We start from the raw sequence: 12,738 nt of genomic DNA on the forward strand, positions 1-12,738 counted from the left end.
CGAGACCGTGCTCCGGCTACACCGGCGCCGGAATGCGCACGGCTTTCGGGTCGGCCCCGTGCATCGCGAGGAGTTCGGACGCGGAAGCCGGGCAGGATGTCCCGCCGCACAAGGCGCGCACCCTTCGCGAACGGTCATTCGTGGGACGGGCCGGTCACCCTCAGGTCCGCTCGCATGGTCGCCCGCATGTCGGACAGCACCCGCCAGCTCTGTTTGATCCGGTTCCGGGCGGTGCCGAGGGTGTCGCCGTCGGCCGCGGCTCCACGGGTGAGGCGGACGAGGATGCCGTAGATCCCGCCCAGGGCGGTGTTGGCCCGGCGTACCTCGGCCAACACGGTGTCCGGCACCACCATTTGCGCCTCGGCGTACCGCTGGCGGAATTCGATACGCGCGGTTTCCATGGCGTCGAGCGTCTCGTCGGGCTCGACGGGGTCCCGTTGCAGGGCGTGCGCGTGGTCGTTGAGGCAGGCGAGGTAGTTCCGGGCGGCGGCGTTGAACGCCGTGTACGTGGACTGGCGGGCGGCCAGGCCGTCTTGGGTGTGTTGGGCGGCCAGTTCGGCGCGGCGGGTGCGTTCGAGGTGTTCCCGTTCCTCGCGTCGGTCGGCGTCGCTGCGGCGCTGGGTGAGCCAGGCCGAACCCAGGGTGCCGCCCACGCCCACCAGCGCTGCCAGCAGGCCGGCTACGGCCGCGTCCATGGTGCCTCCCCCTCTGGTGTGGTGACCGATCCGGTCACTGTCCCTGACAGGCGAATGCCGCCCACAGTTCCAGGGCGGCCGGATCGCCGTCGTCAAGGATGTCGGCCACCCGCCGCGGCATGTCAGGGGGGATGCGGCGGGCGGGGTCCAGCAGCCACAACTGGGCCTGGCGGAGCGCGCGGACGGGGGTGGCGCCGCCGCGGAGGTGGTCGTGGAGGACGTACATCAGCAGGCCGGTCTGTCCGTCGGGGACCTCCCAGCGTGAGCCGATGACGCCGGTGGCACCCGCGGCGAGGAACGCCGTGGAGAGGGTCAGGGCTTCGTCGAAGTCGCCGGCGGTGTGGTCGCTGACGCAGGCGTCGAGGATCACCAGGCCGCCCGGCGCGCCGGGTGGGCGGCCTTGGGCCTGGTGCAGGATCTCCCGGACCGACAGGTGACCGGCGTCCTCTTTGCCCCCCGCGCCATCGGGGGCGAGCGCGAGGTGGGCGTCCAGGGGTGAGCTGGCGGAGGGGAAGGCGTGGCAGGCCAGGTGGAGGACGGAGGCGCCGGCCCGTTCGCGGCCGGGGAGGGCGGCCAGGATGTCGGTGGGTGTGCCGGGACCGTCGGCGCCGCGCACCTTGCCCAGCAGGAGGCCCTGGGGGTAGAGGGCGGCGTGGATCTGGCGGGCCTCGCTGGCGGCGCCGGGGAGGGAGTCGTCCGGATTGCCGACGATGGCCGGCGCGGTGTGCAGGGGCAGGCGGGGGCGGCCCAGGACTTCTTGGAGCTGGCGGGCGGACGCCGCGTAGGACAGGGTGAGGCGTTCGACGGCGCGGACCGGGCGGCCGCCGTGGCGCAGGCCGCTGCTGAGCAGGGCGGCGTGCCAGGGGATGCCGCCGAGTTCGCCGAACGGGACCAGGACGAGGTGGGGTTCGGGGCCGGCGGCGCGGATCAGGGGTGCGCGGGTGAGCGGCCCCATCACCGTGGGCCCGGCCCAGTCGCACAGTTCCTGGAGTGCGGCCTGCCAACGGGCGTGCGCTACCTGGTGTTCGGGGTCATCGTGCGGCAGCTGTGCCAGGGCGTTCTGGCGGTGGCGGTGTGCCTCCCGGTAGGTGTGGAGGTGCTGGAGGCCCTGGGGGCGGAGGAGGCCGAGGTCGAGGGTGTCGAGCCGTCCGTCGTCGGTGAGGATGACGGCGGCACCGCTGCCGGCCACTTCGGCGGAGAGGGAGCCGGCGCCGCCGGGTGGCAGCAGGTAGACCAGGGCACGGGCGTCGGCGGCCCGCAGGGTGGCGGCGATGGCGTCGGGGGTGGGTGCGGTGGTCAGTGCGGTGCCCGCGTCCGACTGGGCGAGGGCGGTGAGTGCGCGGTGCCGCAGGTCGTCCGGGAGCGGTGGTTCGGCGCCTTCGGCGAGGGTGCCGAGGAGGGCGCCCTCGCCGCCCAGGAGTGCCCCCAGGTCGGGGGTGGCCGGTGCCCGGCGTCGGCCGGCCCGGCCCTCCCACTCGTCGGCGAGGTCGGCGCGGCCCGCCGCGCGCAGCAGCGCGGGGACGTCGGCGGTGGTGATGGAGGCGTGCAGGACCTGACCGCGGCCCAGTTCGAGCGCTTCGACGGCCCCGGGCAGGTCGCCGTCGGCCAGGCACCACCGGGCGATCTGCAACGCCCGGTCGGCGGCCGTGCGGGCCATCTGGAGGGCCGGTTCGGCGGCGGCCTGGAGCAGGACGACGGTGGCGGCCTCTTGGAGCGCGGCGATGCCGGTCCGTCGGGCGGCGGCGGCGTCCCCGGGGGCCGAGCGGGCCCGTAGGGCATCGGCGAGGACGTTGCCGAGCAGGGTGCTCACCGGGGACGGGGCGCGGGTGCGGATCCGGTCACGGGCGGCCTGCGCCACCTCGACGGCGCGGTCGGCGTCGCCGGGGGCGCCGGTGTGCCGGAAGCGGTGGTGGAGCAGCAGCGCGTACAGGGCACTGGCCCGGAGCCCTTCCTGGCTCTCGGGGACGACGGCCGCCAGGGTGTCCTGGAGCATCTTCTCCGCCGCGGCGATACCGCGGGCGCGGTAGGGGGTGGCGGAGGTCATCAGCAGGGCGCCGGCGGTCCGCAGCAGGAGTCGGGGGCGGTGCGGGTCCTCTGTGGGCAGGGACTCGACGGCTTCGACCATGAGGAGGAGGCCGTCGATCCGGTCCCGCGGGGTGCCGCCGAAGAAGGAGTACACCAGCAGCATCAGCCCGTAGTCCGCTTCGAACGGCAGGCGCCAGGGGTCGTCCGGGGCGAGGGCGTCCCGCACCCGGCGCTGTACCGCGATGGCCGCCGTCATCGCCTGCGCGTTGCGGGAGTTGAAGGCGAGGGCGAACTGGAGCTGCGCCAGGCCGTGTTCGAGGTGGGGGCGGTCCCGCTCGACCAGGTGCCGGACGTCGGGCGCGACGGTGCCGCCGGCCAGGACGGCGTTGACCTCGTTCAGGTAGTGGTGGGCGGTGTGCAGGTCCTGGAGGTCGCCGCCGGCCAGATAGCGCTGGTAGAGGCCGACGGCGAGGTTCTGCAGGTAGACGATCCGGTTCGGGTCGTCCGCGGGGGTCTGCCGGAACGCGGCGGTCAGGTGGCGGAGCGAGGCGCCGAGGTCGTCGGCGGAGTGGGACAGGGCGTGCCGCTGGCTGAGCGCGGCGGCGTACGCGCCGTGTGCTTGGGAGCCGAAACCGGGCGTGGGGGACGGCATCCGCATCGATTCGTTCAGCAGGGCCAGGGTGCGGTCGATGCCGTCCAGGTCGGGGGTGGCACGGTCGTCGACGAGGGTGGCGTGCGCGAGGTGGTGGAGCAGGTTGCCGCGCATCGGGTCGTCGGCGGGGTAGCCGTCGAGGGCGCGTTCCAGGTGGTGCCGGGCCTCGGTGAGGTCGTACCGCTCGGGCTGGTGCTCCTGTAGGAAGCTCAACACGCTGCCGAGGAGGGCGTGGCCGGGCGGGCTCAGGGCGTCGTCCGGGGGCAGTCGGGTGAGGGCGGTCCGCAGCAGGTCGACCGCCTCGTGCAGTTCGGGGGGCGGCGTACGGCCCGGGGGCTGCCGCTCGACGAGTGCGCCGCCCAGCATGACCGTCGCACGGGCGTGGTCGGGGTCGTCGGGGTCGAGCAGCCGGTGCAGATCGCGCAGCCGGGCGACATAGGCGGGTTCGTCGTCCGGCCGTACCGATCCGCCGCCCCGCTGCTGGTAGGCGTCGATCAGGTGCCCGCTGGCGAAGATCCGGGCGGGGTGGTCGTGGGGTGCGGTGGTGGCCAGCAACTCCAGGTGGTGGCCGGCCCGTTCGGCGTCGGCCGGCTCCGGGGACTCCTGGAGGAGCCGGATCAGCCGGATGCGGGCCTCGATCTCCAACTGGTCGGCCTCGTCCGCCCAGGAGCCGGCGCCGTCCGTCGCGGGCTGCCGGCCGGGCGGGCGGAGTGCGTCGAGGAGTTCCGCCAGCAGGGCCGCCGCGTCGCGCAGGTCGTCCGCGACGCGGTCGCGGTCGTAGCGGTCGGCGAGCGCGCAGGCGTAAGTGACGAACACTCCCGGGTGGGGCGCCTCGTCGAGGAGCGGCAACCCCTCCTGGAAAGCGGCCAGGGCCTCGTCCAGGTCGTCGTGGTGGGCGGTGTGCGCGGGCGACGCGGCGTCCTGGCCGGGGGCCTCGTGCCGGTCGTGCAGGAGCAGTCCCAGGCGTAGGCATGCGGTGGGGTACGCCGGGGCGTCGTCGGGCAGGGTGGCCCGGCTCAGGGCCAGCAGCCGCGCCGCGTCCTCCCGCAGCGTCCAGGTGTCGTCGATGCCGTAGGCGTCCGCCCGGCCGCCGGTGGCCTGCCAGTACCCCACCGACAGGGTCAGGCCGAGCAGGTACCGGGCCCGGGCCAGGGCGTCCGGGTCGGCGGCGGCGCCCTGGGCTTCCAAGGCGTCGCGGGCTCCGTGCAGCACCGCGCGGCAGCGGTTCCAGGCACGGCCCGCTTCCTCGGGCCGCTCCTGTGCGTCGTGGTGTTCGAGCAGCTGCTCGGCGAGGTCGAGCAGGGGGAGCGGCCCGGTACCGGGCGTCGGATCCGGCGGAGCGGACGTCGCGGTACCGGGCGCGGGCTCCGGTGGGGTGGGCGCGGGTGGCGGCGTCATCGCGCGGCACGCCGGGTGCGGCGTACGGCGAAGCCACCCGCGTACACGCTCAGCGGCAGGGCGAGCAGCAGCGCCGCCCAGAACGCCCCGTGCCCCCAGGTGGCGGCGAGGCCGGTGAAGAGGTCGTGCAGTACGGGCACGCTCAGCGCCTGGGCCGGCTCAACGGGCGGCGGAAGCAGACCGAGTGCGGTGACGGCGACGACGGCCCACCCCCACACCCGGCGGGCGCCCGCCGGCCGGCACAGCGCCGCCGCGGCACAGATCGCGGCGCAGACCAGCAGGTACTGCGACTGGTAGGAGGCGCCCTGCTGACCGGTCCCCCACGAGGCGAGGGTGCGGTGTTCCCCGCTGAGGAGGGCGACCCGGATCTCGACGGCCGCCCACAACACGGTGACCAGGGTCAGCAGTGCGGCCAGGCCGAACTGGACGCGGTCCCGGGTGCCGTCCGCGCCGGTCCGCCACTGCCGGACGTTGTGGTGCGGGCGCGCGGGGAGCCCGGCCCGGACCCGCCGCCGCTCCGCCCGTTCGCGGCGCAGTCCGGCCTGGGTCTCCTCGGCCGTGCGGGCCTGTCCCAGCAGCCAACGGGCCAAGACGCCCAACGCCACGCATCCCAGCGGGAAGATGACGAGGGCCACGAGGCCGTTCCCGCTGCGCCAGCCGCCCTCCAGGTGGCGCAGTCGTTCCGCCAGGTCGTCGCCCAGGTGCAGCAGGTCGAGCGGGGGGAGGTCCGGGCGGGCGTAGCCGAGGTAGCCGGCGAGGAGCGCGACGGCCAGCAGCAGGGGGCGGTTGAGCCTGGCGGGGGCCGCCGCGAAGGCCAGCGCACCGGCGAGCGCCACCGCGCACAGTCCGGCCTGGGTCGCGATGGCGGCGTTAGCGGCGCGGGTGAGCGGGACGATCAGGGTGTCGCCGGGCCACAGCGCCGCCCAGCCGAGGTCGGTGTCGTAGACGTACCGGAACACCGCGCCGGACCAGATCAGCAGCCACAACAGGGTGCACAGGGTGGCGGCGGCGATCAGCCGCTGTGCCAGGGGGATCCGGGAGGCCGACCACCACTCGCGCAGGGTCACTTGGTGGTCGGTGCCGAGCGCGTCGGCCCGCAGCACCCGGGGCAGGAGCGCGGCGGCGGCGACCAGGGCCGCCCGCCCGGGCACGGTGGCCGGGTCCCCGCCTGCCGCCCGGCGGTGCAGGTCCGCCCAGCTCCGGAGGAATCCGGCGTCCTCCTTGCGGCGGCGCAGCACGGCGAGCGCCTGGTGGCGCAGTGCGCTGAAGTGGGCGAGGAACACCAGGAGGGCCACCGGCGCCTTGGTGGCCAGCGGGGCGAGTACGCCCGGCAGCCCGGCCAGCGGTACCAGGGCCCGCCGGCGGTTTCCGGGGTGCACGATCAGGGCCGCGGCCAGGCCGTAGGCGAAGTTCGTCTCGTAGGTGTTCAGGGCGCCGTCGGTGCTGTGGTCGCCGCGGCGCTTGAGCGTGCCGGCCTCGGTGCGGATCCGGTCGAGGGTGCGGGGCAGTTCGTCGGCGAGGGTGAGCAGCACCTGGCAGCGTCCGTCGGTGCACTGCTCGTGGCCGCAGACGAAGCCGGCGGCCACGGTGGGAACGGAGGCGGCCAGGAGTTCCTCGACGAACCCGACCGCCTCGCCGCCCTGGGCGATCCGGGCGATGCCCTCCGCGTCCACGCGCCGCCCCCGGTACTGCGGGGTCGCGGTGGGCGCGAAGACGGCGACGAAGGCCAGCGCGGCGACCGAGGCACGGATCAGCCGCTGCCCGTCCCGGCCTCGGTTGAGGGTGAGCAGTTGCTCGCTGTCGTAGGCGGTGTCCGACAGGTCCTCGCGCAGCCAGGCCGCCAGGCGCGGCCCGCCCTCCTTCATGAGCCACTTCGCGGCCGCCTCCGAATGCTGGGCCATGGCGGCGGCCAGGCTCTCGGCTTCGTGGTGGGCCTGGCCGCGGAAGGTGATCGGCCGGTTGGCGTGTCGGGCGGCGGTCGGGGCGGTGGGAGCGGAGGGCCGGACGACGTCCGGGGTCTCGCCCTTGAGCCACCGGTGGATCTCGGCCGCGGTCCACCGGTCGTCGGGGTCCTTGGTCAACAGGCCCTGGAGCAGCAGGTTCTGCCGGGCGTCGGTGACCGCGCTGAGGTCGACCTCGCTGTGCAGGATCAGTCCCCGGGTCCATGCCTCGTCGGTGATCCGGGCGTCGTCGTCGAGGACGTACAGCGGGCGGCCGGTGAACACCTGGTACAGCACCAGGCCGAGGGTCCACCAGGGGGTGGCCTTGAGGTTCTGGTGGACGATCTGTTCGGGCGCCATGTAGAGGGCGGTGATCTGGAAGTCGCGGTAGCTCTGGCTCGCGGTGAACTTGGCGATACCGCCGAAGTCCGCGACGACGAACTCCGGTGCGCCGTCGGGCCGTTCCCTGACCAGGATGTTGGCGGGCTTGAGGTCCAGTGGGTTGCGGTCGATGCGGGTCTGCCAGAAGTCCAGGAGGTCGGCCAGTTCGCGGACGGTGTGTTCGGTTCGGGTGTGGTCGTCGCGCCGCTGGCCGCCGCGCAGTTGGCGGGTGAGGTGGTCGTCGAGGGCCGTGGGCAGGTACTCCATCGCCACCCAGCCGCATACGGCGGGGCCGACCGGTATCTCCCCGAAGTCGTGGATGCGGGGCACGTGGCGCCGGAACTCCGGTGTCGCGAGGTGTTCGAGGGTGTCCATGTCCATGGCCTGGCCCGGGTGGGCGACCTTCACCGCCGCGTCGGAGCCGTCCGCCAGCCGCCGCACGTGCCAGACGGTGCCCTCACTTCCGGCGCCGGCGACGCCGTGGGGCTCGTAGCGGTCCCGCAGGCCCGATGGGAACTCGCGGTGCGCGGTGTTGCCGGCCTCGCGGCGGGTGGGCGGGTCGGTGCGGCGCGGGGTGGGGCGGGTGGGGGCGTCCGGGGAGACGACTTCGGGGTATTGGGCGCGGGTCGGCGGGCTCGTGGGGCGGGGTGGGACGGCGTCCGGGTCCTGGTGGCGGGTCGGCGGGCTCGGTCGGCCCGCGGCGTCCGGGCCCTGGGCGCGGGGCGGCGGGCTCGCCGGCTTCGGGGGCGCGGGGTCGCGGTGCTGTTTGCGGGTCGGTGGGCTCGGGCGCTTGTGGGGCGTCCCGGCGTCGCCTGCTGGGTCTTCGGTCGGTGTGTCGGCCATGAGGGTTCCTCGTTCCGGCGTCGCGGTGCCGGGTGCGTGCGGGGGCGGGTCGTGGTGCTGTTCAGCAGGGCGCACCGAACTCGTCGAGTGCGACGAGGGTCACCTCGACGTCCCGAGCGAGTCGGAGCCGGTGGTTACCCGGCCAGATCTGGGTGGGGCCGGTGATCCTCTCGTCGTCGACGTAGGTGCCGTTGGCTGAGCCGGTGTCGGTGAGGAGGAGCCGGCCCGCGTGCCAGGACAGTTCGGCGTGTGCGCGGGAGATCTGGTCGAGCGCGGACAGCTCCGGTACGTGCGCGCAGTCGGGGGCGTCGCGGCCGAGCAGCGTCGGTGCCCCGCCCTCGTCGCGCACCGGCACCAACGCCCCGGCGAGTACCAGGGCGAGTCGGACCGGCGGACCGGTGGCGCCCCCGGCCTCGTGCCCGGTCGCCTCCCCGGCCGCCGGCTCGTCCACCGCATCGCCCGCCGGATCGACTGCTTCCTCCTCCAACTCGGCGGCGAGGAAGGTGCGTTCGGGTACCAGTCGCTCCCACTCGTGTACCGGGCAGAAGCCGCGCCGGGGCGACGTCGGGCAGGCGTCCGGCGTCACGGGACAGCGGTATCGGGTGGTCACGGTCGCCATGAGTTCTCCTGGAAGGTCACTCCGCGGGCCGCCAAGTCCCGTTCCAGTGAGCTGAGTTCGCCGGGGCGGGGGACGCCGATGAGGTGGACGGCGTCGGCGGTCACCCGTACCTGTAGCTCGGGCCGGTCGGCGAGCCGGCTCAGATGGGGGCCGTAGCGGCGGTGGCCGAGCGGGGTGCGGGGCACCAGCCGCTGGTTGGCGGAGCCGCGCCAGACCAGCCGGGTCGGTTCGCCCGCGCGGTACCGCCCGGTGATGACGGCGTCCGCGTGGGTGAGGGCCGCGACGGCCTGCGGCGAGGCGGTGATCTCGGCGTCCTCCCGGCCCGTGTAGACCAGGAGGTCCGCGTCCGGGCGTCCGGCTTCGCGGCGTACCCGGTCGGCGGCGGCCAGCAGCGCGGCCAGTGCCCGGGGCTGTTCCAGTGGTTCGCCGCCGCTGACCGTCAGCCCGTCGTAGCCGTCGGCCAGCCCCTGGCGCCACAGCGCGGCGAGCTGCCCGACGCCGACGTCCCGGCCGCCGCGCGGATCCCAGGTGTGCCGGGACATGCACCCGGCACAGGCGAGCGGACAGCCCTGCACCCACACGCCCAGGCGGCGGCCCGGCCCGAGGGTGGTGATCGGCCCCAGGACGTCGGACACCCGCAGCGTCTCCCCCGTCAGTTCCATCGCCGCACCTGCACCGTGTACGCCTCGCCCTCGCCTTCCACGGCTTCGACCTCCAGGTGTTCCCCGCGCCGGGCCGGCTGGTGGAACAGCTCCCGGGACAGCGGGTTGACCAGCGCCGATTCGACGGCGGTCACCACGCCCCGGCCGCCGTGGTCCAGGCGGCCGGCGGCCTCGACGCGCAGCACCTCCCAGGGGTCGTCGGCGACCGTGAGTTCGGCACCGTGCACCTCCCGGACGCGGGCGATCACCGATTCCAGGGACTTGTTGAGGATCAGCGGCACCGATTCGGGCTGGATGAAGTCCATCGGGACGAAGCTGTCGCCGAACCGGTTGCGCAGTTCGGGCCGGCCGATGTGGTCGTTGAAGAACGTGTCGAACGCCGAGCGCAGCGCCTCCCGCACCATTTCGGGCTTGTCGTGCCGGGTGAGCCGGGGCTTTCGCTTGGCCTCCTCCGCTTCTTTGCTCTCCGCGTCACCACCGCTGTCGCCGGCGTCGCCGCCGGTACCGCCGGTGGGGGCGGTGCGCTGCGCCGAGGAGCGCACCACCTGTGCGGCGACGCCCAGGTTGGAGGTGAAGATCAGGACGCATTCGGTGAAGTGCACGGTGGCGCCCTGTCCGTCGGTGAGTCGGCCGTCCTCCAGGATCTGGAGGAACAGGTCGAACAGCCGCGGGTGGGCCTTCTCGATCTCGTCGAAGAGCAGGACGCTCATCGGGTGCGCGCGGACCGCATTGGTGAGCTCGCCGCCGGCGCTGTGCCCGACGAAGCCGGGCGGCGCCCCGATGAGGCGGTCCCGGGCGTGTTCCTCGGCGAACTCGCTCATGTCGAAGCGGATCGGCCGGGCGTCCTCGCCGAGGATCATCTTCGCGACGCCCTTGGCGAGTTCGGTCTTGCCGACGCCGGTGGGGCCGGACAGGAACAGCGTGCCGCGCGGTCTGCTGGGCGAGCTGGCGGACTGCGCGCCGGTGAGTCCGGCGGCCGACCGCATGAAGATCTCCACGGTGCGCCGTACGGCGTGCGGTTGGCCGATGACCTGGGCGTTGAGGTAGTCCTCGCCGTTGAGGATGTTCTCGCGCACCGCCTGGGTGGCCCAGGGGTTGTCCAGTACGCCCACCCGGTACAGCCGGGCCGCCTCGTCCAGGCGGGCCAGTGGCAACCCCCGGTCGGCGGCCATCCGCCCGACCGCCAGGATCTCCCCGACCCCGAGGCCGTACGAGGAGCGGGCCAACGCTTCGGTGGCCCGGGCCCGCTCGGGTTCCGCCACCGGTTCGCCGCCCTCGCGCGTGCGGCGGGCGGCGAGCCGTTCGACGACGTACCGGCTGGCTTCGCGGCGCTGGTCGTGCGGTGGTTCGGGCACCGTGATCACGCGGAGCGCGCGGCTGCCGATGGCGAATTCGAGCGGCAGGTCCTCCTGCTTCTCGACCACCCAGAAGAGGGTGTTGTACGGCGTGACGCCCCCGTCGCCGGCGACCGGGCGCGCGGTGTGTCCCAACTCCTCGACGGTGGCCAGCAGTCGCGCCGCCTGGCCGGCGACCGGGCCGCGCGAGGAGCCCAGCCGGTCGGTGTAGGGGACGATCAGGCCGATGGCCGGGCCGGTGTGCCGGACCGTGCCGATGATGATCTCGCGCAGCCGGGCGGTGCCGGCCTCGGTGTCGTCGTCCTCGTCCGCCTCCTGTTCGGCGTCCGGTCCGTCGTCCTCCCGCCGGGCGCGGTCCCGCTCGGTGCGGGCGTCCTCCTCGGCCATCCGGCGCAGGGCCGGCGGGAAGGTGAACCCGTCGGTGAGCCGCCAGGCGACCACCCGGTCGATCACGTTGTCCTGCCGGGCCAGGGCGCCGTAGCCGCGCGCCCGGCAGACGGATTCGACGATGTCCTCCAGGCTGTAGGGCATCAGGGGGCGGTCCGGCTCGGGCAGGGCCACTCCCCCGTCGCCGTCCTCGGGCAGCAGGAACTGGTCGCGGACGTTGCCGGTCAGCAGGATCTGCGGGTACACCGCGAGTGCCATGTCCAGTTCCCGGATCCAGGCCGGGGCCGGGGGTGGTGCGGGTTCCGAGGGCGGCGGGTCGGGTTTGTGGAGCGGGGTGGGGGTGTCAGCGCTCACGCTGCCGCTCCTGTGGGTACGCGGTGGTCCGCGGCGGCGTGGCCTTCTTCGCCGGACGCCGGGCCGGTGCGCGATCGCCGGCCGCACGGTCCTCCGCCGTCCGGTCGCCGGTCGTCCGGTCGTGGGTGCGGTCGTCATGGGTACGGTCGTCGCGGGCGCGTCCGGTCTCGGGCCAGGGGGCGTCGGGGACCACCACGGTGCGCCGCACGCCGGGCGGTAGCGCGGAGGTGCGGTCCAGACCGACGCCGTGGCCGCGGATCGCGTCCTCGATACCCGGCAACTGGTCGTCGCAGAACCAGCGTTGGACCCGGTCGTCGGTCTCCGCTCCCGGGTCCGCGACGCTGCCGCCGTCGTCCGTGCCGACCTGCGGGGCGCGTACCAGCGCGGTGGTCAGGCCGGGCCGGTCGGCGGGCAGCGCGACCCGCAGGCCGTAGCCCTCGGGGACCGAGCCGGTGCCCGGCGCCCCGGCCGCGGCGCCGAACGGGACGATGACGCTGCCGTCCGCGGCGAGCAGGTCGGCGAAGTCCTCGCCCACGGCGTAGTGGCGTTGGCGCAGCACCTGCATCACGGTGTCCGCGACGGCGGAGCGGTACCGGGCCGCATCCGCGCGCTGCACGGCCTGCTCCACCTCGTCCTGGAGGTGGGACGGGTCGGGTGCCTCGGCCACGGCCGCCGCGAGCCGCTGCCGGTCCGTCGGTTCGGTATCCGCCAGGCGGTCGAGCAGCCGGGCCCGGAGCGCGGCGGTCCGGGCGGCGGCCCGTTGCCGCAGCGCCGACTTGTGCACCAGGACCCCCAGATCGGCCAGGAGTGTGCGGGCCGCCTCAGGGCTGTCCGCCCGGCGCAGCGCCTCCAGGCGGCGGGCGAAGCCGGGCAGGTCGGCCGGTTCGCAGGCGGGCCCGTCGCGGTGCAGCAGGGCCTCGGCCTCCACCAGCGCCGCCGCCCTGACCTGTGCGCTGCGTTCCTGGCGCGCCCGCTCCGCCTCCTGCGCGGCGCGCTGCCGGGCAGCGGGCGGAGGCGTCGCCGGGCGGTCGCTCCGTTCGGGTGGGACGGACCAGATGCCGGCGGCGGCCCGGCCGAGCTCGGCCTCGGCCCGCTGGTTGGTCCGGCGGGCCGACTCCAGCGCCGTGCCGAGCTCCTCGGAGCCGGCCTGCGACGACACGGTGACGACGGGCACGTCGACCGGCGCGGTGCGGTGCACCCGGCGCAGTGCCCTGGCCTGTTCCTGTAGTTCGCGGGCGCGGGCGGTCTCCTGCGCCAATTGGGCGCGCAGTTCCCGGCGCCGTTCGGCTTCCACGTCCACGTAGGACCACCGGTATGCCGCGGAGTTGCTCACTGCCCCTCCCCCAGGGCCGTAGGTGAACCGCCCGGGACGGGCGCACGGTCGATGCAGGGCGGTGCCCGGAGCCCGTGGGGCGGGTACCTGACGA

7 protein-coding genes are annotated in these 12,738 nt (G+C 74.9%); all 7 read right to left on the minus strand.

The genetic code is table 11. The features are described 5' to 3' along the window. Positions 1-134: 134 nt before the first annotated feature. On the minus strand, positions 135-695 hold the full coding sequence (locus ACFVT2_RS25210) for a hypothetical protein (RefSeq protein WP_390021541.1): 561 nt from the start codon (positions 693-695) through the stop codon (positions 135-137). Positions 696-729: 34 nt separating this feature from the next. Beyond that, a complete protein-coding gene (locus ACFVT2_RS25215) occupies positions 730-4,770 on the minus strand; it encodes a CHAT domain-containing protein (RefSeq protein WP_390021543.1) in 4,041 nt (1,346 codons plus the stop codon). Next, positions 4,767-7,934, minus strand: a complete 3,168-nt coding sequence (locus ACFVT2_RS25220; RefSeq protein WP_390021545.1) for a hypothetical protein — start codon at positions 7,932-7,934, stop codon at positions 4,767-4,769. The genes ACFVT2_RS25215 and ACFVT2_RS25220 overlap by 4 nt, the downstream gene beginning before the upstream one ends. Positions 7,935-7,995: 61 nt before the next feature. Then, a complete protein-coding gene (locus ACFVT2_RS25225) occupies positions 7,996-8,553 on the minus strand; it encodes an FHA domain-containing protein (protein WP_390021547.1) in 558 nt (185 codons plus the stop codon). Next, a complete protein-coding gene (locus tag ACFVT2_RS25230) occupies positions 8,541-9,215 on the minus strand; it encodes a 4Fe-4S single cluster domain-containing protein (RefSeq protein ID WP_390021548.1) in 675 nt (224 codons plus the stop codon). The genes ACFVT2_RS25225 and ACFVT2_RS25230 overlap by 13 nt, the downstream gene beginning before the upstream one ends. Next, complete coding sequence (locus ACFVT2_RS25235; RefSeq protein ID WP_390021549.1) at positions 9,206-11,311, minus strand: AAA family ATPase; 2,106 nt, start codon at positions 11,309-11,311, stop codon at positions 9,206-9,208. The genes ACFVT2_RS25230 and ACFVT2_RS25235 overlap by 10 nt, the downstream gene beginning before the upstream one ends. After that, a complete protein-coding gene (locus ACFVT2_RS25240; protein ID WP_390021551.1) occupies positions 11,301-12,644 on the minus strand; it encodes a hypothetical protein in 1,344 nt (447 codons plus the stop codon). The genes ACFVT2_RS25235 and ACFVT2_RS25240 overlap by 11 nt, the downstream gene beginning before the upstream one ends. Between the last annotated feature and the right edge of the window lie 94 nt (positions 12,645-12,738).

It is taken from the genome of Streptomyces sp. NPDC058000, assembly GCF_042886435.1.
Taxonomy (GTDB): domain Bacteria; phylum Actinomycetota; class Actinomycetes; order Streptomycetales; family Streptomycetaceae; genus Streptomyces.

Bases quoted from the DNA above. Each gene is read 5' to 3' on its own strand.
- ACFVT2_RS25215 (WP_390021543.1), bottom strand. From the start codon at position 4,770: ATGACGCCGCCACCCGCGCCCACCCCACCGGAGCCCGCGCCCGGTACC.
- ACFVT2_RS25220 (WP_390021545.1), bottom strand. From the start codon at position 7,934: ATGGCCGACACACCGACCGAAGACCCAGCAGGCGACGCCGGGACGCCC.
- ACFVT2_RS25230 (WP_390021548.1), bottom strand. From the start codon at position 9,215: ATGGAACTGACGGGGGAGACGCTGCGGGTGTCCGACGTCCTGGGGCCG.
- ACFVT2_RS25225 (WP_390021547.1), bottom strand. From the start codon at position 8,553: ATGGCGACCGTGACCACCCGATACCGCTGTCCCGTGACGCCGGACGCC.
- ACFVT2_RS25210 (WP_390021541.1), bottom strand. From the start codon at position 695: ATGGACGCGGCCGTAGCCGGCCTGCTGGCAGCGCTGGTGGGCGTGGGC.